18 protein-coding genes and 1 pseudogene are annotated in these 21,266 nt (G+C 69.1%); 7 read left to right on the top strand and 12 right to left on the bottom strand.

What is annotated here, in order from left to right:
• Positions 1 to 609: 609 nt before the first annotated feature.
• The 6 genes from cas2 to cas7u all read right to left on the bottom strand — a co-directional run bounded on the left by cas2 (position 610) and on the right by cas7u (position 9,029).
• A complete protein-coding gene (cas2, locus tag GU5_RS0113075) occupies positions 610 to 912 on the bottom strand; it encodes a CRISPR-associated endonuclease Cas2 (RefSeq protein WP_010526024.1) in 303 nt (100 codons plus the stop codon).
• On the bottom strand, positions 909 to 1,889 hold the full coding sequence (gene cas1, locus GU5_RS16090; protein ID WP_202797607.1) for a CRISPR-associated endonuclease Cas1: 981 nt from the start codon (positions 1,887 to 1,889) through the stop codon (positions 909 to 911). The genes cas2 and cas1 overlap by 4 nt, the downstream gene beginning before the upstream one ends.
• Positions 1,890 to 2,334: 445 nt before the next feature.
• Positions 2,335 to 3,384: an NAD-dependent aldehyde dehydrogenase gene (locus GU5_RS0113065; RefSeq protein ID WP_010526022.1), complete on the bottom strand. Its 1,050-nt coding sequence runs from the start codon at positions 3,382 to 3,384 to the stop codon at positions 2,335 to 2,337.
• Positions 3,381 to 6,203, bottom strand: coding sequence for a type I-U CRISPR-associated helicase/endonuclease Cas3 (gene cas3u / locus GU5_RS0113060; RefSeq protein WP_029514285.1), 2,823 nt, complete (start codon positions 6,201 to 6,203; stop codon positions 3,381 to 3,383). The genes GU5_RS0113065 and cas3u overlap by 4 nt, the downstream gene beginning before the upstream one ends.
• Entirely contained in the window at positions 6,196 to 7,830 is a 1,635-nt protein-coding gene (csb2, locus tag GU5_RS0113055) for a type I-U CRISPR-associated protein Csb2 (protein ID WP_010526020.1), read from the bottom strand. The genes cas3u and csb2 overlap by 8 nt, the downstream gene beginning before the upstream one ends.
• Positions 7,830 to 9,029 (bottom strand): type I-U CRISPR-associated RAMP protein Csb1/Cas7u, encoded by a 1,200-nt coding sequence (gene cas7u, locus GU5_RS0113050; protein WP_010526019.1) that lies wholly within the window; start codon positions 9,027 to 9,029, stop codon positions 7,830 to 7,832. The genes csb2 and cas7u overlap by 1 nt, the downstream gene beginning before the upstream one ends.
• Before the next feature lie 633 nt (positions 9,030 to 9,662).
• On the opposite strand from cas7u, the gene GU5_RS0113045 reads away from it, so the two are divergent.
• Positions 9,663 to 10,190 carry a hypothetical protein gene (locus GU5_RS0113045; RefSeq protein ID WP_139084459.1) on the top strand — a complete coding sequence of 176 codons (528 nt, stop codon included), beginning with the start codon at positions 9,663 to 9,665 and terminating at the stop codon, positions 10,188 to 10,190.
• Positions 10,191 to 10,395: 205 nt separating this feature from the next.
• Here GU5_RS0113045 and GU5_RS0113040 read toward each other — a convergent pair whose 3' ends face one another.
• Entirely contained in the window at positions 10,396 to 11,298 is a 903-nt protein-coding gene (locus GU5_RS0113040) for a SurA N-terminal domain-containing protein (RefSeq protein WP_010526017.1), read from the bottom strand.
• Between the two features lie 165 nt (positions 11,299 to 11,463).
• Between GU5_RS0113040 and GU5_RS0113035 the strand changes: the two genes are divergently transcribed.
• Positions 11,464 to 12,165: a pyrrolidone-carboxylate peptidase gene (locus tag GU5_RS0113035; RefSeq protein ID WP_010526016.1), complete on the top strand. Its 702-nt coding sequence runs from the start codon at positions 11,464 to 11,466 to the stop codon at positions 12,163 to 12,165.
• A gap of 111 nt (positions 12,166 to 12,276) precedes the next feature.
• Here the strand turns inward: GU5_RS0113035 and GU5_RS0113030 are convergent, their stop codons facing one another.
• Positions 12,277 to 13,035 carry an SDR family NAD(P)-dependent oxidoreductase gene (locus GU5_RS0113030; protein ID WP_010526015.1) on the bottom strand — a complete coding sequence of 253 codons (759 nt, stop codon included), beginning with the start codon at positions 13,033 to 13,035 and terminating at the stop codon, positions 12,277 to 12,279.
• Positions 13,036 to 13,172: 137 nt separating this feature from the next.
• Between GU5_RS0113030 and GU5_RS0113025 the strand changes: the two genes are divergently transcribed.
• The gene (locus GU5_RS0113025; RefSeq protein WP_050806697.1) at positions 13,173 to 13,826 is read left to right on the top strand and encodes a TetR/AcrR family transcriptional regulator; all 654 of its coding nucleotides are present in this window, start codon (positions 13,173 to 13,175) and stop codon (positions 13,824 to 13,826) included.
• A 203-nt stretch (positions 13,827 to 14,029) separates the two neighbouring features.
• Here the strand turns inward: GU5_RS0113025 and GU5_RS0113020 are convergent, their stop codons facing one another.
• A complete protein-coding gene (locus tag GU5_RS0113020) occupies positions 14,030 to 14,827 on the bottom strand; it encodes an NAD(P)H-dependent oxidoreductase (protein WP_010526013.1) in 798 nt (265 codons plus the stop codon).
• A gap of 80 nt (positions 14,828 to 14,907) precedes the next feature.
• Between GU5_RS0113020 and GU5_RS0113015 the strand changes: the two genes are divergently transcribed.
• Positions 14,908 to 15,885 carry an AraC family transcriptional regulator gene (locus tag GU5_RS0113015; RefSeq protein WP_029514284.1) on the top strand — a complete coding sequence of 326 codons (978 nt, stop codon included), beginning with the start codon at positions 14,908 to 14,910 and terminating at the stop codon, positions 15,883 to 15,885.
• A 236-nt stretch (positions 15,886 to 16,121) separates the two neighbouring features.
• Here GU5_RS0113015 and GU5_RS0113010 read toward each other — a convergent pair whose 3' ends face one another.
• The gene (locus tag GU5_RS0113010) at positions 16,122 to 16,727 is read right to left on the bottom strand and encodes a TetR family transcriptional regulator (RefSeq protein ID WP_029514283.1); all 606 of its coding nucleotides are present in this window, start codon (positions 16,725 to 16,727) and stop codon (positions 16,122 to 16,124) included.
• Positions 16,728 to 16,834: 107 nt separating this feature from the next.
• Here GU5_RS0113010 and GU5_RS0113005 point away from each other — a divergent pair, with 107 nt between their 5' ends.
• Both GU5_RS0113005 and GU5_RS0113000 read left to right on the top strand, forming a co-directional pair.
• Entirely contained in the window at positions 16,835 to 17,485 is a 651-nt protein-coding gene (locus GU5_RS0113005; RefSeq protein WP_010526010.1) for a hypothetical protein, read from the top strand.
• A 40-nt stretch (positions 17,486 to 17,525) separates the two neighbouring features.
• On the top strand, positions 17,526 to 18,422 hold the full coding sequence (locus tag GU5_RS0113000) for a CPBP family intramembrane glutamic endopeptidase (protein ID WP_083830577.1): 897 nt from the start codon (positions 17,526 to 17,528) through the stop codon (positions 18,420 to 18,422).
• A gap of 359 nt (positions 18,423 to 18,781) precedes the next feature.
• Here GU5_RS0113000 and GU5_RS16085 read toward each other — a convergent pair.
• Both GU5_RS16085 and GU5_RS16080 read right to left on the bottom strand, forming a co-directional pair.
• Positions 18,782 to 19,383 (bottom strand): annotated as a pseudogene (locus tag GU5_RS16085) (DNA-binding response regulator).
• On the bottom strand, positions 19,380 to 20,228 hold the full coding sequence (locus GU5_RS16080) for a sensor histidine kinase (RefSeq protein WP_010526008.1): 849 nt from the start codon (positions 20,226 to 20,228) through the stop codon (positions 19,380 to 19,382). Before GU5_RS16080 ends, GU5_RS16085 begins: the two are co-directional and overlap by 4 nt.
• 428 nt (positions 20,229 to 20,656) lie before the next feature.
• Between GU5_RS16080 and GU5_RS0112985 the strand changes: the two genes are divergently transcribed.
• On the top strand, positions 20,657 to 21,196 hold the full coding sequence (locus GU5_RS0112985; RefSeq protein ID WP_010526007.1) for a hypothetical protein: 540 nt from the start codon (positions 20,657 to 20,659) through the stop codon (positions 21,194 to 21,196).
• Positions 21,197 to 21,266: the final 70 nt, after the last annotated feature.

The following is a 21,266-nucleotide window of genomic DNA, read 5'->3' as shown; positions in this document are numbered from 1 at the left end:
AGACCTACGCCGCGCTTAAAGCGTGCTTCCCTCGGCCCCTTCGCGGGTCGAGCTTCGTTGAGGCCACTTCGCGCGGGACTTGCGCTTGCCGGCGGGAATCCCCTCGGCTCCTTCGCGGGTCGAGCTTCGTTGAGGCCTCTGGCAGCCGTCCGTGCAGGCGGGCCGCCCGAACCCCTCGGCCCCTTCGCGGGTCGAGCTTCGTTGAGGCGTGCGGCAAGTGGAGCCTGGTGCGTGTGCCCGGTCCCTCGGCCCCTGCTGGAGTCGAGCTTCGTTGAGGCTACATCCGCGACGTCGGGAGCATGCGCTTCGAGCGGTCCCCTCGGCCCCTGCTGGGGTCGAGCTTCGTTGAGGCTCCTCGCCTTGGTTGACCTGCTCGAAGTAGGTGTCCCCTCGGCCCCTGGCGGGGGGGGTCGAGCTTCGTTGAAGCTGGCGGGCCGCGTTGATGCGGTTGCCTATGTGCTTCCTGTCACCCTGCGGCCCACCGGGACGGGCAGCTTATCCATGCCCCTCACACAGCTGGGTGCTGACCCCTGTTCAGGGTCAGCACCCAGCCGCCTCGGCCCGACTAAGGCCTGCGTCGCCGAAGCGACGAGAACCACTGGAGGCTTTTCAGAGCACGATGGCCTCGTCGTCAGTCACGTCCCGAGAACGGCCGATATACCGGAACACCTTGTCGCTCAAGGACATGACCAGTCCGAGATCGCACAGCAGCACGGAATCCTCCTCAGACCGGATGATTTCCTCGATGTCGTCGGACAACCGCGCGAGCTTCGCCGGAGAACAGTCGATGACGAAGACGCTGTACTGCACCCGGTCGCCGTAGGTCTCCAGACACTTGGCCAGCCTCAGACGCCGCTTGTCGTCGGGCACGTCATAGGCGACCAGCGTCCGCCGAGCCAGATCCCTGCTCATCGGACCCTCACCCCCACATACCGGTCCTGGCTGCCGTCGAGGACGCCCAGGATCATGCGCGCCTGGATCTCCATCACGCGTCGCCACGTCGCCCGATACCCGAACACCGGATGCGTGATCTCCGTCTGCACGCGCTTCTCGAAGGCCGAGATCACCTTCTTGCGCCCCTCATCCGTCAGCCGGGCAGTCTCCAGCTGCCGATGGAAGTGCCCCGCGCCGAGCTCTCCGTTGTTGATCAGCCGGAGCACGACGGAATCGGCGACCGGGGCTCTGAACTCCTCCATCAGGTCCAGCGCCAAGGCCGGCTTGTTTCGCCGCGAGCTGTGGAGGAACTCAGCGTGCGGGTCCATCCCACACGCCACGACGGCACGCGTCACCTCGCCGAGGAGCAGCCCGTAGCAGAAGTTCAGCACGGCATTGAGCGGGTCGACGGCGCCGCGCCCCGAGCGTCCGGGCCACTCTTCCTGGAAACCGCGCGCATTGTCTCCGCGCACCATCTGGTGTAACTGCCCGAAGTACCGGCCGGCAGCCTCGCCCTCGACGCCGAACAGGCTGCGCAGATCCCGGCACTGGTCCGTCTGCCGTCCCAGTCCACGCAGACGGGCGACGGCCTCGGCGTCCTTCACCGACCGACGCAGCACGGTCGCCTGATTCGCGATCTTGGCCGCGACGATCTCGCGGGCGATGTCGGCCCTTCCCTCGGCGCTGGCCACATGCTGTTCGACCCGATGCAGGCCGTTCGACGACCGCGCCGGGCGAGACCAGGCGTAGACGCGCCCGCGCCCCGAGCACCAGACGATGGTGCTGTCGCGCCAGGACATCTCACGGATCACCGCGGAGGAGACGTCGACGTTGCCGTGCACCACCAGGGCCATGACCCGTTCCAGCGGCACGCTCCCCAGCTGCTCGCCCGCCTTGCGGACTGTGATCCGTCCCCGTTGCAGACCAACCCGGCTCCCCGGCGTCGCCAGGTGCACCACCTGGGTATCCGGATCGGCGACGATGATGCGACGCTTCACCGGCTCCTCCGCACGCTCGTCCGGCAGGCACACTGAGACGTGGGAACACATGGTGCATCGCGGGTCATCGACCAGCGGCTCGGGAGCCTCGTCCGCTTCCACGACCTCACGGGTCTGTTCGACGAAGTCCCGGGCCCGCTGCTCGACGACCTCGTCGATCGGCACCTCCACGCGACGCCTGGTCGCGGTGTCGCAGCGGCACCGCCCGGTGCTCCAAGGAACTCGACTCCTTCGGATCATCGCTGCGCCGATGCGCGCTGCGGCCCTGCTGCATCTGGAGCGTATCCGTCCGCTCCCCGACGGACTCCAGCCAAGCCCGCCGCGGACAGAACGCCGTGTGCGCCACCAAGCTGATCGGCAGCTCCTCGTCCCCCTCCCTGCGTGGTCACCGTTCCGCCTCCCATCAGATCACCTGCTCGCTCTCCAGAGGTTCGTCTCTCCCGTCCAGCACGATGCGCTGGGGCGCGCTGTCGCTGCCCCACCGCTCCACCGGGAAGGCCGCGAGCGCCACGACCCCCAGCTGACGGAGCCACTGACGTCCAGCCGCGTCCGAGGCCGTCTCCTGCGCATCTCGCGAGGTCATGACCTCCCCCACGCGTGCCAGAGCGGCCGACTCCAGCAGCGAGCTCAGGCGGGCGAGCGTCGTGGGACGCTCGACGATGGGCAGGCACATCAGCACGGGCCACTGCCAGGTCTGGGGGAAGCCCCCCGGGGTGCGGGACATCCGATGGGCATCGGGTACGACAGGCAGCATGCTGACGCCCCAGAGCCCCGCCCAGGCGAGCGCGGCATCCGTAGGGCCGGGACGCTGCAGTCCGGTCGCGGTCTGGGATCCTCGCTTGCCGTCGAGCTCGTCCCGCTTCGTCTCGCCGCGGATTCCGGTGAGGATCTCCTGCGGCTCCCGGTCGGCGACAGCATGGGCCATCTTGGCTAGCCGGTCGCCCACGAACTCCTCGCCGCGGTTCCGGGCCTTCATCTCCCAGCGGCTCGCACCCTGGTCAGGACGGCGCTCACGGCCGGATGCGTCGAACCGCCAATAGGCCGGCTCGCCGAGCGCTCCGATCATGTCCAGCGACAACCGATCCCCGTCCTCGAGCAGCCTGTCAATCACCTCCCGGCGCCGCTGGGCCAGCTGCTCCCAGGATGCCTGCGAGGTCGGTGCCTTGATCCGCGGACTGAACAGGCCGGTGCCGTCGCGACCTTCATGGTCGATGCGTGCCTGGACCCAGGAGCTCTCGGAGGCCATCGCCTCGGCGTGGCGCGCCAGGGCTCCAGTGACGTCCTCCTCCGAAGCTCCCGGCACCTGGACGCGCAGCCGTGGCCTGGCCTCGCCGGTCCAGTGCAGCAGCGGCTCCTCCAGACCGGCGGCTTCGAGGATCGCTGCGACCCCGAGCCCGGCGAAGTGCGTCAGCGCCGACTCGATCTCTCCGGCGATGGTGATCTCGGTGTTCATGATCCCTCCTGCGAAACTTGGCCGTCGGCGGCGCGGAGCACCGCCTCGAGATAGGCGGTGCCCCAGGTGCCCCAGCGCCGCCGGTTGGCCTCGACGAGCGAATCCCACCGTCCGGTGTCGAAGAGCTCCTGGGCCTGCTTCCTGCCCTCGTCGCCGACGTCGGCCAGGACCGCGTCGTCCGTGTCGGCCGCGAAGAGCCTCCCCGCGCCGTCGGAGAAGCAGGCCCTTCCATGTCCGTGCGTGGTGCCGACGAGCTGCAGCACCAGCGGCTTGAGCTCATCGTCGGCGCACCGCATCGCGGCGAACACCACGGACAGCTGCTCATGCCGCCATCCGTGCGGCTTTCCGCTGCCCTCGCCCTGCTGACGCTGCGCCATGCGACTGTGCGTGCCGCTCTTGGCCAGCGGCACCTGGGGATCGGCCCCGAGCATGTCCTGGAAGGCGCGGGCCGCCTTGCCGTCATCGTGATGGAGCCCGGCCGCTTCCAGCGCCGCGGCGAGCTGCTGCGGGAGGCCGAGCCCCTCGGCCAGCAGCCTCGCCCGGTCGGCGACGGCGCGAGCGTGAGCCTCCAGCGAGACCTCCCTCTGCTCGGCGGACCACACCTGCCGCACCGTCTCCTGATGCATCTCGGAGGAGCCGTCCGTCACCAGGATCCACGACGGGTCCTCCCCCTCCTCGGGCAGGTCGAAGTGGGCCTGAGTGCGTCCCACCGCCCGGAGATCATCACCATGCAGCTCAGCCGCGCGCCGGTTGACCTCGTCCGGCTCCCAGTCCGGCCCGTAGACCTCAACCTCGTCCCCGACAGCCAGCGCGAGCACGCCGTCGAGCTCCTCCCACGGCACCGGGTCGGCACGCCGCGTCGGCTCCCCGGAGACCATCTCGTCACGCAGGATCCGATGCTCGGCGTCGAGGACGACCACGTCGCCGCTGCTCAATGCACCGAGTCCGAACTCGCCGCCGAGCTCCAGCTGCACGACCTCGTCTCCGCGCACCCGGAAGGCCCGCCGCGGCGCATGATCCGATCCGCGCCGCTCTCCCTGCAGGATCGCGGAGAGCAACGGACGCACCACGTACCGACGTGCGGGGAAGACCTCGACAGAGCGCGGCAGCGCCTCCGTCAGCAGGGCGATCGATGCTGAGCTGTCCTCGGGCAGCCGGTCACGGACGACGACACCGACTTGGGCCGGCTCCTGATCGAGATCGTCCCGCAGGAACAGATCGAGATCATCAGAGGCGAACGTCGGCATGGACGTGTGCGACCAGTGCCGCGCGTTCCACGGCTCCGGACGCTGCAGCAGCGTCCGCGAGAGCTCCTGCGCCGGCGGCGGATTCTGCGCGACGGCCCACGGCGCGGCCCCCTGTTCATGGCTGACATGCTCCTCCAGCCAGGTCAGAGCCGCATCGAGCTCGTCCGTGCCGTAGGGCGGCCGGGCATAGTCCCCCGACGGGGCAGCGGGCACCACGACGCGCAGCTCGGCGGTCTCGCGCCGGCCCAGACGATTCACCCGCCCGAAACGCTGGGCGAGGGCCGAGGCCGGGGCGAGCTCGGTGAGCATCGCCGCGAGGTCGAGGTCGACGCCGACTTCGATCGCCTGGGTGCTGATCAGCACGTCGACCTCATCGTTGCCCTCGACGGTGAACAGACCGGGGAAGACCCGACGCGACGACGCCGCATTCTCCTTAGATTCCTCCTGCGATTCCTCCTCCGGCTCCCCGGCGGAGCCCGGCTCGGGCTCCCGCACTTCCCGGTCGACGTCGTAGGGCCGTGAACGTCCGGTGCGCAGCACCGCCTTCACCCCGGGGTGGTCCCGACGCAGCGCCTCGGCCACCTTCCCCGCGGTGTCCACGTTATTGACCACGCACCCGACGGTCGCGGCGGAAGGCCGTTCGGATCCGTCGGCGGACGCGGCGTCGCGTCCGTGGTCGCGGACCAGCTCGACGAGGGTGTCGACCAGCTCGGCGACGTACTTCGACGACGGTCCGCGCCGACCGGGCCAATGCTCGGTGGACACGGTGCGCACCGGCTTGGGCGCGGTCAGACGCATCGCCAGTACCGGATCGTCCAGGTCCTCGACACGCACGCCCTCCGCGGAGGTCTCGCCCGCCGCGGCGGTCGACGTCGGCGTCGCCGTGGTGGAGACCACCTGCAGCGGGGAGACGCCGATCAGCTCGGGCGCCTCGCCTTCGAGCTGGGGCACTCGCCGGGCGGTCAGCGTCAGCTGCCGCGCCAGGTGGCCCTCGTCGAGGACGGCGGCGCAGTCATAGGCCAGCAGTCCCCCCTCCCGCGGACGGGCGCCCCAGCTGGTGCCGTATCCGCGAAGCAGCAGCCGGCTGCCGAACATCTCCGGCGTCGCGCAGATGATCGAGCACTGTCCCGGGTCCTCGACCCAGGTGCGATCCCGCGGAGCGGCGCCGCGCAGCACGGTGGTGCGCATCGGCCGAGCACCGGCATGGACCGTCAGGGAGCGCAGGGCCTCCCGCACCCGTGCCGAGACGGTGCCCTCAGCGGCCTCGTCCAGATGGCGGACCAGCGCCTCAGCCCGTTCGGCATGGGAGTCCACCAGCGCTCGACGGCCGACGACCACCGCCAGTCGCCGCGGCACACGGGCCCCGCTGACGGCGGCCAGCGCGTTGGCGAAGGCGTGGATCTCCACCACTGCGCTCTTGCCGGCCCCCGTCGGAGCTGTCAGCTCGTCCGGCCAGCGCCCCGACTCCGTGAGCGAGACGAGCAGCCGCCGCTGCCAGTCGAACGGGCGGTGACCGGTGACCTCGGAGAAGAACGTCGTGAAATCGTCCACCGTCAGTCGCAATTCAGTCATCAGTTCCTCTCCAGGTGAGTTCCATCGCAGGGGCCGGCATGTCGACCGGCACCAGCAGGCCACCGCCGAGGTGCCGCGTCTGCCCCACGGCGGCGAGCGCCTCCGGCGGCATCTGTTCTGCGTCGACCTGCAGCACCGCCGTGAACGGCTCGGCCACCCCGCCCGGCGGCAGCTTGTGCACATAGCGGGAGCCGTCGCCGACCAGCCGGTGAGCGGTGAGCACCCGGGTGTCGAACTCCTCCTCGACGTAGGCGACGAGATTCCGGTACTTGTTCCCCGGGGCGGCCATGGCTTCGTCCATCCCCCGCCCACCGCGCCAGGTGAATCCGACCGCGGCCAATGCCGAATCCCGCAGAGTCCAGGTCTTCCCCTGGGGCCGCACGTCGGAGATCATCGCCGGACTGGTCGCCCAGCACCGATGCATACCCTCGGCCGGCGGCTGCCAGAAGGCGCGGCAGGGCACCTGTCGGTGACTGACGTGCACTGACGCCACTCCGTAGCGAGAGCGCAGTTCGCTGAGTCCCACCAGGGCGTGCTCGAGGGCCAGCAGATCGTCGCCGGCCGCGTCCCCCGGCACTAGCAGCAGGAACGCTCCACCGGCCCCGGCCACATGACTGTGCTGCGTGGCCTGCAGCGTGGTCCGATCCACGTACTGCAGCGCCAGTCGGTTCGGCGGCTGCTCCACCGCCGACCCGTAGCGGCCAGTGATCATCGGCGGCGCGGCGCCCCCGATGCGGCGGGCCAGGGCCCGGTGCAGGGCCACACACCAGCCGACCCGCTGGTCGGCGGGGATGCCCTCCGCATCGCTGGCGGGCTCGCCTTCGTGGGAGCGCAGCGCGTCGACGCTGATGGCGATGGCGTGCGACCAGGGCAACGTGGCGTCGATGGATCGCGGCCGGACATAGCGCTGCTGCTGGATCCGTTCCCTCGGCACCTCGGCGCGCACCGAATCCTCCGAGGTCTTGTGCTTATCCCTCGCCGCAGACGGCGACTTCCGAGGATTGTTCTCCCGATGCGTCTGTTCGAGCTCGTCGAACCGGCCGGGCAGCGGGATCCTGACCCGACGCCCCCCGAGCGTGAAACGACTGACGCGCTCATCACGAATCCACTCGCCGTGGGTGTGCTGGCCCTCGGCCGTGACATCCTCCGTCTCCAGCACCACCGGCGAGAGCGCCTCGCCGAGGTGCGAGACATCGGCGCACAGCGCGTCCAGCGCTTCGCGAACCTCGGCGGGAACGTCGCCGATCCACGTGAAGGCATAGGCTCCGTCGACGGCGACGCCGTCGGAGGTGGGCTTGCCGGAGGTCTTGTCGACGGTGGCCCCGGCCTCCTTCCGGATCAACCCCTCCTTCCGATAGGCGACCGGAGGCTCACTGGTCAGCGACACCGAGCGCGGAATCTGCAGCCCGTAGGGCGGATTGTTCTCCAACCACTCCAGGGCCGCACGACTGGCGCCCGACGGGACCAGACGGCCGTCGTGCCATTCAGCCGTGCTGCCGGTGCAGGCCGACTGGACCAGTGCGGAGTACAGCCGCGCCGGATCCGGCAGCTCATCCGGAGAGCCGTCAGCCCGGTGCCCCGTATACGTGCCGTTCAGCATGCGGGCGCGAAGAGCGAAGGTACCCATCACTCGTCACCGGCGTCCTCGGCGGCACCGGCCACCAGCGGGCTGCCCTGCACCTGGAGCACCTGTCCGTCCCACGAGATGCCCGCCTGCTCCACCGCCTGCTCGACGGCCGCCGCGAGCAGCTCGTCGGCCTGCTCGATGCTCAGCGCCTCCAGTTCACGGGTGCGGCCGTGCCGCATGTCCAGGACCACGGTGGCGGGACCGGCCTCCACCAGGTGGCAGTTGGCCCGCAGGTTCAGCTCGGCGTCGGCGCGCGCCAGTCCGTTCAGCGCGAAGGCGGCCAGCAGGGCGCGGCACGCGGCGTCGCCCTCCGGGCCAGCGCCGAAGCGCAGCTGGCGCAGCGCGGCGAAGGAGAGGACGTGCGAGCGGATGATCTGCGAGCAGGCGACGCCGCCCAGGGCCTCGAGGGCCGGGGGAACGCCTCCCAGCCCCAGGGCGGAACCGGACATGCCGGATCCCTTGGCCTTCTTGGCGTCGCCGCGGATCCTCTCCACGGTCTTGGCGCTCATGGACTCCTCCTGGTCGGTGACCAGTGATTCGACGTCCTCCTGGGAGAGCTGCACGCTCATGCCGACCGGATCCACGCGCGCGCCGCCGCGACGCGGCGGGTTCTCCGCCACCTGACCGGACTGGTCGGCCAGCACGCCGATGATCTCGCCGGTCAGCGCACTCTGGAAGCGGGCCTGGTTAGACGCCCGACTGGAGTCCCAGGAGCCGAACACGAGACTGCCGGGACTCATTTCGAGCAGGGACTTGGCATCGGCCTTCGACGCGTCACGCCCGCGGCGGTAGATCTCCAGCTGGGTCACCGGCCGGCCGTCGACGCTGCCGGCACGGATATGCCCGTCGAACGCACGATGCGGCAGCTGAAGGTCAGAGGTGACCTGATCCCCGTAGGTGACCTCGATGCGCGGCGTGCGCGAGATGGTCGAGTGGCCGTCCTGGACCGCCTGGTGCAGAGTCTCCTCCACGCGATTGAGCTGACTCTGCTTGGAATCGATGAGCACCGAGTGCTTCGCCTCGCCGTCGACGAAGCGCGTCTCGAAGGCGAAGGTGCTCTGCCCGCCGGAGACGTACTTGGCCGGGGCGACGGCCGCATGGGGACCTTCGGCAGGTCGCAGCGGCGTCGTCGACGTCAGTGCGCTGGAACCGCCGGGCCGGCAGGCCTCGGTGAGCTCCTCGAGGGTGATCGTGGGCATGGGACTCTCCTTCGTGGATCGCTCCGCAGAGCCGTGTCAGCGGTTCTGCGTATGGTGAGGACCACACTAGACACCGACCCACATGAGATCAATAGATGATGCTTGATTTTCGTGGAGGCCATATTATCCTGGTTAGTACGAACTGAAGAGCGCGCATGGCTCCGAAGACCATCGAAGACGAAAGGGGGCGCCCCGTAGCGGGGCGCCCCGGAGAGTCGGCCTCTGGAGTCCGAAGTATCCCGGTTAGCCTCAACGAAGCTCGACCCCGTAGTGGCCGAGGGCGTGCGCCCAGGGTACCCCTGCGCTTCTAGTGCCCGACCGAAGCGAGCCGACTCATGGCCCCAAGTCTAGATGAACAAGCTCCGACAACCGCTGCAGGCCACTGACCACCCCACGACCGCTCGTCCTCGCCCGACAGCCTCGCCGCATGGAAGAACGCCTCGGCGGCGCTCGCTTCACACCGGCCCAATACCTCGACCCACGACGAGGAGCGCGATCATTGAGAAGTACTCGATAGGTACGAGCGACCCCGCACCGGCTCATGGAGGCTTCTCCGCCCGCCGACCTCCGCTCGAGGCACGATAAAACTGACTCTGATCAACTGGGGAAGACCCACTTGCGACGAAGGGACCCATGATGAACCACAAACTCCCGCTCTCCGCCATGACGCTCACCGCCGCCCTCCTCCTCAGCGGGTGCGGCTCTGGCGACGAATCCGCCGGGGCGGCATCAAGCGACCCATCGGCGAGCCCGTCAGCGTCGGAACAGGCCCAGGCTCCCGAGACCTCGGCCGCTGTGGCCGAGTCCCTGACTGAGGCTGTTGACTCTGCCACCGACGTCACCGAGATCACAGAGGACAATGATCCCAACGACCTGATCGGTCGCCCCAACGGCTACACCGCAGCGGCAGTCATCGACGACGAGGGCGGCAAGTCCGGTCAGGACCTGGGGATCGACTCCGGCGCGACCGTCGAACAGTGGGACAGCAAGAGTGACGCACAGGAACGGTCAGACTACATCCAGGAGATCCAGAAGGAAGGCGGCGGTCTCCTCGGATCGGAATGGAACCATGTCCATGAGGGGTTCCTGCTCCGAGTCTCCGGTGAGCTGAAGCCCTCCGTCGCCGACGAGTACGAAGCGGCGTTCAACGAGCTCTTCTGACTCTGACACCGATCCGCCACGTCATAGTGCCGCCCCAGTCCAGGTCACTCTGGGATCCGGACACTCAGCTCCCCAGCTCATCGGGACGAGCCAGGCTCTTGCTCGACACCGTCTGAGCGGGCGAGGTTGCCGAACCCCGCCCGCTCGGCGTCGTCTTCTCCGGCCGGCCCCCACACGCTCGTGCGACCGATGATCGCCGGACCGGTCACTCTTCGCCGGAGCCCTCCGAGGACGAGTCATTCCCGCCGGAGCTCTCGGACGGAGAGCCGGAGCTGTCCGGCGCCTCGACCTTGATCGCGTTCTCGATCTCGGCGTCCTCGCGCGCGTCGGAGATCTTCGACTGGACCGCCTCCTCCTCCTTCTGCGCGGTCAGGTCCTCCTTGAGCTCGCTCTTCTTCTCCTCGAAGGAAGCGATCTCGGACTCGCCGCCGTCGCCTTCGGAGCCCTCGGAGTCACCCGAGGAACCCTCGGAAGAGCTCTGGCCCTGCGACTGCTCCGCCTCGAGCTGGGCTTCCTGCTGCTGCTTCCACTCCTGGTACTTGCTCTTCAGCTCGTCGGACGTGGGGTCCTCGATGTCCAGCGTGTCCGCGTACTTGTTCATCAGGACGGTCTTCTCGAGGTCGTCGCGGAGCGCCTCCTCGGAGATGCCCTGCTCCTCGTACTGCGACAGCAGCGCGTCGACGGAGTCAGCCTGCTGGTTCTGCTCCACCAGGCCCTCGAGCTTCTCCTGGACCTCGTCCTCGGAGGCGGAGAGGTCCTCCTCCGCGGCGAGCTGGGCGCCGAGCTCACGGCTGATCATCGCGTCGGCGACCTGCGAGCGCAGCTGCTTGCGCATCTCGTCGTCGAGCGACTGTCCCTGCATCTGAGCCTGCTGGGCGTACTGGCCGAACTGGACCGTGTAGACGGGCTCGAAGTCCTCCTTGGAGATCTCCTCGCCGTTGACCGAGGCCACCACGTCGGGCACCTCGGACAGGTCGGGCTCGGTCGCCGAGGACGAGCTCGACGGCGAGCTGGCGGCCGACTCCTCTCCGTCACCGGAGTCGCCGCAGGCGCTCAGGCCCGCCACCAGCGCGAGCATCGCCACGCTGCTCAGCAGCTTCTTGGACATGGAACTACCTCATTCGGGTCGACGGGGGCCGTGCCGGCCTCCGCTCCACACTAGACCCTCTGTCACGCCGTCGGCTGGACAGCTCCTCACCGTCGGCTGGGCGCGGCGACGCCGTCCGGGCCCATCACCGCGGCTCGCCGCCGTCCTCGGGTATCGTCGTCGGCGATGACCACTGCGCTGATCACCGGCTTCGACCCCTTCGCCGGCGACGACCACAACCCGTCCTGGGACGTCGCCGAGGAGCTGGCCGCCCGCGCCGGGGACGGACGCCTCATCGCCCAGGCAGAACACCCGGACCTGACCGTCCACGCCCGCCGGCTGCCGGTGGTCCACGGGACGGCCCTGGAAACCCTCGACGCCGCGATCGCCGCCGTCGCACCCGACGTCGTCGTCAGCCTGGGCCTGGCCGGCGGCACCGAGGCCGTCCGCCTGGAACGGGTCGGTCTGAACCTGCGCGACGCCCGCATCCCGGACAACGCCGGCGCCCAGCCGGTGGACGAGCCGATCGTCGACGACGGCGAGCCCGCCCTGTTCAGCACGCTGCGCCTCAAGGCCGCCCACACCCGCATCGCCGCGGCGGGCATCCCGGTGCAGCTGTCGCTGAGCGCAGGCAGCTTCGTCTGCAACGAGGTCCTCTACGGACTGGTCCACCGGTTGCGGGAGCGACGGCAGGACGCGCGGCCGACGGCGCACGACGGCGACTCGGCGCCGTCGTCGGTCCGCGGCGGCTTCGTCCACGTGCCGTCCCTCCGCGCGGCGGACAGCCCGGTGAGCCTCGAGCAGGCCGTCGAGGCGGTGGACCTGCTGCTCGCCGAATCGCTGCACGACCGGCCCGACGCCGAGCACCCCGGCGGCGCGCTGCACTGACGACGCCGCGCCGCCCGGCAGGCCGACGCGGCACCGGCACGGGGGGCCCTCCCAGGACGACCCCGAAATCCGGGAAGATACACACCGAGACTGCACCTGCCGCCTTCTCTCTCATGGATAGACCTGCACCTCCCCGCCGTCGACGAACAGCTCGCTGCCGGTGATGAAGCTGGACTGATCCGATGCCAGGAAGAGGACAGCGTTCGCTATCTCGGCGGGATCAGCGGCGCGGCCCAGGGGTGTGCTGCTCGACAACGCATCGACGAGCTCACCCGCTTGATCCGGGTCCTCGGCGAGGCCGCGGAGCCCCGGAGTGTCGGTCGGGCCGGGCACGACCGTGTTGACGCGCAGCCCGCGAGGCGCGAGTTCAGCGGCCCAGACCCGGCTGAACTGCCTCAATGCCGCCTTCGTGGCGGAGTAGACGCCGAAGCCGACGATGCCGCGACGTGCCGAGCTGGACCCGGTGAGCACGATGCTGCCGCCGGCGTTCAGCAGCGGCAGCGCTTTCTGGACCGTGAAGACGGTGCCTCTCACGTTGATCCCGAAGGTGTGATCGAAGGCCTCGGGGGTGAGTGAGTCCAGCGGCTGGCCCGCCTCGCCGCCGCCGGCGTTGGCGAAGACGATGTCGAGCCGGTTCCCGTCGTCGGCGATCCGCTCGAACAGCCTGTCGAGGTCCTCCGGGTCGGAGACGTCGTTCTGGATCGCAGTCGCTCGGTCGCCCAACGCCTCAGCGGCAGATTCTAGCTCCTGCTCGCGACGCCCGGTCAGGTAGACGCAGGCGCCTTCGGCGACGAAGCGTTCGGCGGCGGCGAACCCGATGCCGGTGCTCGCGCCGGTCACCAGGGCCGTCTTGTCGGTCAGCTGTCCCATGAGAGTTCTCCTGTTCCGCGTGGTGCGTCGAGCTGAGGCAGGCCCCGTCCGGCCACGGCGCCCCGTGCTTGTTCTTGACCGGTTGGTCCACCATAAGCGCGGTGGACCAACCGGTCAAGAACTCCTACTCTGGAGGCATGGCAAGACCACGACAGTTCGACGAGGACGCGGTGCTCCGCGCGGTCTGCGACCAGTTCTGGGATGCGGGCTACACGGCGACCTCGCTGCAGGACCTCATGCGGGTCAGCAATCTGGGCAAGGGCAGCCTCTATGCCGCCTTCGGGGACAAGCACGAGCTCTTCCTGCAGGTGCTGCGCCGGTACGTGGCCTCCCTCGACCGCACGCTGCGCCGGTCGATCGATTCAGCGCCGCGCGCGGTCGAGGCGCTGCACTCCTTCGTGATGATGCCCGCAGGTGACCCCGACGGCGTGGCCGCCCGACGCGGCTGCCTGCTCGCCAACAGCACCACGGAGCTGGCTGCCACCGATCCCGCCGTCGCCGCCGAAGCACGACAGGCCTACGAGGGGATGACGGCCGTGCTCGCCGACGGCGTGCGCAGCGCGCAGGCCCAGGGCGACCTGAGCGCATCCGCCGACCCGGTCGGCACAGCCCGGGCACTCCTGGCCGCACAGCAAGGCCTGACCTTCATGGGACGCACCGGGATGGACGTCGAGACGCTCGCGGCGACGGCCCGTTCACTCGCGACCGAACTCCTGCCCACCTCGGCCGATCATCGGGACAGCATGAGTCCACCCCACGATCCGGGTGTTCCCGACCGAACTCGATGCTGACGAGAGCATGGTGCCGCCGAATGTCGTCTCGACGAACCGGCCGGCAGGGCGAGCCCTTCGACCCGCCCGTCATGAACTGAGTGCCGCGGTGGGTGGTGTGTGTGCGGCTCGCAGCGCCAGATAGAGGCCGGCGATGGCGCCGACGGGGCGACGTCGGATCGGGAGTCCGAGAACTGATATCGACGGGCCGGCTGGACTGACTCTCACCCTCGGTAGTGGATCCCGAGATCAGTCCGCCCTGGGAGCAGATCCTCTCGCAGCGCCCGCGTCGCGCGATCGTAGTCTCCGTCCTGCAGACGACGGTAGGACCGTACGGGTTCCTCACCCAGTCCAGCCAGCCGCGTCCGCAGCAGGGTCGCCTCCCGCTCACGGCCGGCCGCATCGATGCTGTCGGCGTCGTGGACCACATGCAGATCATGCGCTTCGACGCCGACGTACCAGAGCGCGCCATGAGTGAGCGGGAACAGCAGCGCTTCAAGGTCGCCGTTCACTCCGCGGGGTCCGAGCGTGCGGGCGTCGTCCCCGGCGGTGACGACGATGAGTGCCCGGCGTCCGAGCAGACGACCGTCGCCGTACCGGCGCGGGTGGCCGGTCTTCTCGTCCACGTCGCCCTGGGCGAAGCCTGTCTGCAGCACCCGGTCGATCCAGCCCTTGAGCATCGCAGGAGGCCCGTACCACCACAACGGAAACTGGAGCACGAGCAGTTCCGCGTCGGCGAGGTGCTCCTGTTCGCGACGCACCTCGGGTTCGACCTCCCCGCGAGCGTAGGCCTCACCCGTGAGCTCGGGAATCGCCCCCGGGGTGTCTGCGAAGCTGCCCAGATCCCTGGTGTCGAGCGCGGGATCGAAGTGCTCGGCGTAGAGATCCGTCGTGGAGACGTCGTACTCGGAGCAGAGTGCGGAGGTGCCGGCCCGGAACAGGTGGTGGTTGAGGGAGTCGCGACGAGGATGGGCGAGGACCCAGTGAGCACGACCGGGAGTCGGTCGGAGTGTCGTTGTCATGCACCCATCCAACCCCGAAGCAGTGAGACACTGAATGGGCCCACGTCTCGATGAGATGCGCGATCGTCTAAACTGACGTGGTGGACACGCTCACCGATGTTCTCCACAACATCCGCTCATCCGGGGCGCTCGTGGGTCGAACCCTCGCCGTCCCGCCATGGTCCGCGAGGTTCGACGGCGGCGCCTCGCTCACTCTGGCCACGATGCTGCGCGGCGATGCGCGATTGGTCGCCGGATGCGCCCGCCATTCACTTCTGCCGAACGACGTCGCGCTCGTCGTCGGCCCCGAGCCGTTCGAGATCGTCAGCGAGCCCGTCGCAAGGCCAGTATCGTACTCCGAATCCGGCCCTGAACCCGGGCAGGCTGCACACGCGGCCCCCATCGGTGAGGGATCCGGCATCCGCAACGTCCGTACAGACGGCACCCGGCTGAGCGATCGACGCTGTCGCACCCAGCTCGAGAGCGACCACACCCTGCTCACCGGCTCCTTCCACGTGAGCGGGCGCGTCGCCGATCGCCTGCTGGACGCGCTGCCCCGAGTGCTGGTCGTCCCTCGACGTGCTCAGCGCTCCAGCGTGCTCCCCCTGCTCGAAGAAGAGATCGGGCGTGACGAGCCTGGCCGGCAGGCCGTCCTCGATCGACTGCTGGACCTCGCGCTCGTCGGCGCCCTGCGCGACTGGTTCGCCCTCCCCGGCAGCCAGGCCCCCGGCTGGTACCGGGCCGGCTCGGATCCAGTCGTCGGTATCGCACTCGCCGCCATCCACGACGCTCCCGAGCAGCCCTGGACGATCGAGCTGCTGGCCCGCGAAGCCCTCGTCTCCCGGGCGACGCTCGCACGGCGCTTCACCGACCAGGTGGGGGAGCCTCCCATGTCCTACCTCACCGGGTGGCGCCTGTGTCGGGCGGCCGACCTGCTCGACAGCGAGACTATGACCGTCGAGACCATCGCCCACGAGGTGGGCTATTCCAACGCCTACGCCCTGAGCGCGGCCTTCCATCGCGAGTACGGGGTCCGACCTGGACAGTACCGGCACGGGCAGCGGAGCGAGGGCTCGTGAGTCTCAGCTGCGTGAACGATCGCTCGACCAGGCGGCCGCAGGGGGCGTGCGGCGGCCCGCCGAACGACGTGGGCGGAGAGCGCCTCGAGCGCCTCAGTGGCACGCCGCTCGGGTTCCGGAACCTCGCCCACCGCATCGCGATCTCGATGTTCGAAGCCGGCGGCGTCAGACGACTCCTGCACGCGCGACTGCGATGACCGGCGGCTTCTTCAGGTTCGCCCAGACCCGCCTCGCGTTCACTCCGGCGCGAGCGCCATGTCTGCCGCGGCGTAGAGCACGTCGGTCTCCATCTGCGCGTGTGAGTCTTCGGCGGGCAGTGCGCGTTCCAGCGCCAGGCCGTTGAGGACGGTGCCGAGGCAGCGAGCTCGACGCGGGATGTCTCCGACGGGCAGAGCATCGTCCTCCTCGGCGAGCACCTCGAGCCATCCCTCCATCCGGCCCTGGCCGTCGCGCCGGGTCGCGAGATAGGCCTCGCGGACCGGCTCCGTCTGCTCCGCCGTCACGAATGCTTCCACGAGCAGGACCATCGACCGGCGAGCCTCAGCGCCGGTCCCGGACATGTCGAGCACCTGGCGCAGGCAGTGGACGAGCCGATCCCGGGCGGGGACGGTGGTGTCGCCGAGGCTGCTCTCGGGGAGCATCCAGTCGTAGACACGCCGCATGACTTCGTCCCGCAGCACCTGCTGGGTGGGGAAATGGTGGCGCAGCGAGCCGGTGCTCACCTCGGCGCGCGCCGCGACCGCGCGCACGCTGAGCCGAGCGGCCACCCCGTCCTCGCCGATGATCGCGGCCGCCGCAGCGAGGATCCGCTCGCGCGTGCTCATCTCTGCTCGCTCGTCCATACATCCGCCTTTCGCCTGATACAGCGTACTAGAACAGTGTGCTAACGTGCTGAGCATCCCACCAACACAGCGTGTTGGACTCGATCACGTGCCGAGGAGGCACCCTGATGTTCCAGCAGTGGAGACGTCGACGGGCGGTCAAGCGCATCACTGCCGGCGACGGCAGTGCGCTGCGCCGATTCCGAATATGGCAGCTTCTGAGCCGATCCGTGATGCACTTGGACCTCGCCACCACTGACGGCCCGGCGCGATACACGGTCGATGTGCGGCAGTGGAAGACCGACGAGAACGGCCACGTCATCGTTCACCTCTATCGGAACGGCCTGCAGCACGCGGCATCGAGGGTCCCCGCGCTGTTCCCCGTCGAGGGCGGAGCGATCGACGTCGCCACCAGCGGCTTCGGCCTCAAGCGCTGCCACTACGTCACCGCCGACGGCACGACGCATCAGCTCATGCCCGATCCCCGCTCTGCAGAAGGGCGTCGGTCTCGCTTCGAGCACCGCAGACCGGGGCTGAGCCGCGCGGTCGGAGCCCTCTCGATCGTGGCGCTCCTGGTGGGTGTGGCGCTGCTGCTCCAGGAGATCGCCGTCCCGATCCTGCAGATCCCCCCGATCGCCGAGCGGATCGGACCCATCGAGCCGCTGATCCGCGTGCCGCTGTGGCTGACCATCACGCTCGCGATCACGGCAGCGGTCGCGAGCACTGAGCGGGCACTGCGTCTGCGCCACCACTGGCTGCTCGACGCAGCCGGGAACTGACCAGCACGACATCACCCACTCCACACCCCGAAAGACGCCCATGGCCTCTCCCCCTGTCCGCACCGCGCCCCGACGCTTCGGCGCGCATCTATCCCTGACCTGGTGGAAACCTCTCGTCATCATCGTGGTGCCCCCGCTGGCGATGATCATCCTCCAGATCGTCCTGTTCACCATCGTGGGCCTCATCGATGACGGCGGCGGCCAAGCGGAGGCCGTCGGCCCGCTGCAGCTGCTCGCGGTGAATCTCAGCATGGGGATCACCGGCGTGCTCGCCGTCCCGCTGATCTCCTGGGGGGCGAAGGTGCCCTGGCGCACGATCCTCAGCTCTCCTCGGGTCTTCGACCGGAGTCGCCTCGCTCGCTACCTGCTGTGGGGACTCGGGACGACGGCCCTCGCCAACGCGGCACTGGCGCTTCTCGCTCCCGGCCAGACCCCCTGGGTCGGCGTCGGGGTCACCGGGACGACGATGGCGCTCCTCGTGGTCATCGTGCTGACCACCCCACTGGCGGCGGTGTCGGAAGAACTCCTGTTCCGGGGCGCGGTGATGCCTGCCGTCGCCTCCTGGGTGCGTCCGGAACGGATCGCCCTGGCACTCGGTGTGATCGTCTCGAGCCTCGCCTTCGCGATCACGCACCTCGCGACGGACCCCTGGCTGTTCAGCTACCACGTCTTCCTCGGCTTGGCCACCGCGGTGATGGCGATCCGCAGCCGGGGGCTCGAGGCTCCCATCGCCTTCCACGTCGCGAACAACACCTTCACCGCGGTCCTCAACGTCCTCCTCGCAGGAGGCGGGGATTTCAGCGTCGCCCGGACCGCCGGAGCGGGAGGACCGCACCTGCTCATCCCGGCTCTCTTCGTCCTCGCCCTCGTGATCGTCGTATGGCGGCGCGAAGGGAAGTCTGGAGAGCCGACGATGACGAAGGCCCCGGTCACGTGAGCGGGCCGGGCTGACGGGAGCCTTCCGCGATGCCCCCGCCCGGAGGAGCTGACTCCCCGACCGAGACAGGAGAGCGCGCATCTCAGGCCACCCGGTGATCGCAAGGATCGCCGGGTGGACTCGTGACGGAGATCGCCGCGACGGCGGGACTCTGGAAGCTCGATGACCCGAGCCTGCCCATCAGGCGGTGACTGGGCGTAAGCGGTGGTCACCATGGCAGGGCGGGAAGACGACGAGGGCCCGGAATGACACGGATCTCGGTCGAGAATTCGTCCTGCAGGACGCACGGCCCATTGCTGGCGGGGAGCCCCTCTCATGCTTGATTCCCGGTTCGTCGGTCTTTCTCGGCGGCCGTGTGTTCAGAGCCAGTCGCGAGCCCGCGCGTAGCGGGCGGCGTCGTGGCGCGTCTTGGTCTGGGTCTTCTGCATGGCTGCGGAGAGGTAGTTGCGCACCGTTCCCCCTGCCAGATGAATCCTGGCGGAGATATCGGCCACCGAGTATCCCTCGGAGGTCTCGCGCAGCACCTCGAGCTCCCGCTCGGTGAGCGGGCAGTCGTCGACCAGGGCGAGAGCGGAGACATCCGAGTCGATCCAGCGACGGCCTCGACTCAGCCCCTGATCACCTCAGCGATATGCGCAGGTTCTGCGGACTTGCTGACGAAGCCCCGGACACCCAGCCTCAGGGCTCGACGCAGTACTCCAGGGCGGGCGTGCCGGGTGAGCATCAGGACGGTCTGGTCTGGGCGCAGGCGCTGCAGCTGGGCCAGCGCCTCCAGGCCGTCGGTTCCGGGCATCTCCAGATCGATGACCAGGACGTCCGGCTGATGCTCCAGCACGGCGCCGACGGCGGCCGCTCCGTCCTCAGCCTCGGCCAGGACAGTGATGCCCCCCTCCAGGGGGAGCAGCGCGGAGAGGGCCTTGCGCAGCAGCACCTCGTCGTCGGCCAGCACGATTCCTGTCATCGGAGCCCCTCGTCGAAGACCGCGACAGTGGTGAAGCGCCCCTCCTGACCGCTGGTCGAGAGCTTCCCTCCTTCGTCCGCCAGGCGGCGACTGAGCGTCTCCAGCCCGCGTAGGGCAGGCTGGCGCTGGTCCGCGTCCTCGACGCCGTCATTGGTGATGACGATGCTGTGAGGCATGAGGCGGATCACCACCTCGGACGCTTGGGCATGCCGGAGGATGTTGGTGGCGGCCTCCCGCATCACCTGCCCCAGCAGCTCACTGCGGACGGTGTCCTCCGGGACTTCGCCACCCTGGTCGCGCAGCACGTCCACTCGGATCCCCGCAGCCTCGAAGAGGTTCCTGGCGTTCTCCAGCTCAGACATGAGGTTCAGCCGGCGCTGGGCATAGGCGAGCTCCTTGGTCTGGGTGATGGTCTCTCCGACGAGCTCATGGACCTCCCGCAGCTCTTCGGCCGCCCGTTCGGCGTCGTGCTCCACGAGCTTCTCGGCCAGTGCCACCTTCAGCTTCACCACATGCAGCGTGTGGCCCTGGATGTCATGGAGCTCGCTGGCGAACCGGATCCGCTCGCGCATGATTCCCAGTTCTGCCTCCGCCTCACGGGCCTGCTCCAGCTCCTGGAAGATGACCCAGTAGCGGTCGGAATAGACCATCACCGCGACGACGAATACGGCGATGCCACCCGGAATCACCGTGAACTCCACCAGGCCCAGCTCAGGATGCTGCCAGACTGCTGCGGCCCCGATGCCGGCCGTCAACAGTCCGAAACCGACGATCCCGGCAATCCGGCGGCGCGGCAGGCGAGGCACCGTCATCGACCCCACGATCGCCAGCGGCACGAAAGCCATCGAGGCCTGGAAAAGAACGGCCCCGACCCCCCACCACGGCTGTACAGATGATCAGCACCGCCGTCCCGAAACGCGGATACCCTGTTCGTCCCCACTGAGTCATCACGCAGACGGCGGCCACGAAGGCCACTCCGATGACGGCGGCCTCCCACCAGGTCTGGGCCTGCACGACGATCAGGATGACTCCCGCCGGAAGGACGCTGACCATGGTGGTCACCACAGTGGTCCGGTGCATCCGCCGGTAGCTGGACTCCGCATCATAGGAGCGGGACTCGGTCGAGTTCATCACTGGTGAGCCTAGCGGGAGCCCGGTCGGGTCAGAAGTGACGCAGTGTCACCTCGGACCGTGACATGAGGGCACTGCCGAACGTCCCCGGATCCCGGGAGAGTCAGGGATGCACTGATCGACTCTCTTCTGAACGGAGCAGATGATGGCTCTCGGATTCCTGGACATCCTTCCCCAGCCCGTCGTCGACTTCATGACCGAGGTCATGGAGTGGATGATCGACACCGCCGCCGGTGCCGAACCTTGGCAGCAGATCCTCGTCATGCTGGCTGGTGGCGCCGTCCCCTTCCTCGAGTCCTATGCCACCAGCTTCGTGGGTGTTCTCGTGGGCATCCCTGAGCCGCTGGCAGTCGGCGCCGCAGTGGTCGGGAACATGGTGTGCATGCTGGTGCTGACCTATATGGCCAGCGGGGCACGCAGCATGGCCACCCGAGGTCGCACCTCACCTGAGGAGGAACCGTCGAAGCGACGCCGCAAGGTCGCCGCGGCCCTGGACCGCTTGGGCGTTCCCGGTGTCTGCCTGGCCACCCCGTTGGTGCTGCCGACCATGTTCACCGCACCCATCCTGGTGGGCATGGGGGCCCGGCGCGGCGCCGTGATCGTCTGGATGAGCCTGTCCATCGCAGCCTGGGCCGTACTCTTCGGCTTCTTCGGCGACTGGGTCTCCGGCTGGTTCATGTGATCGGCGGCCGGCTCCAGACCAGCTTCCGGAGAGACTCCCCGCGTGTCTCGTGGACGCCGCCGGGTCCAGA

It is taken from the genome of Nesterenkonia sp. F (assembly GCF_000220985.1).
Classification (GTDB): domain Bacteria; phylum Actinomycetota; class Actinomycetes; order Actinomycetales; family Micrococcaceae; genus Nesterenkonia.
The sequence above is the reverse complement of the archived record's forward strand: the minus strand, read 5'-3'. Positions and strand labels throughout refer to the sequence as shown.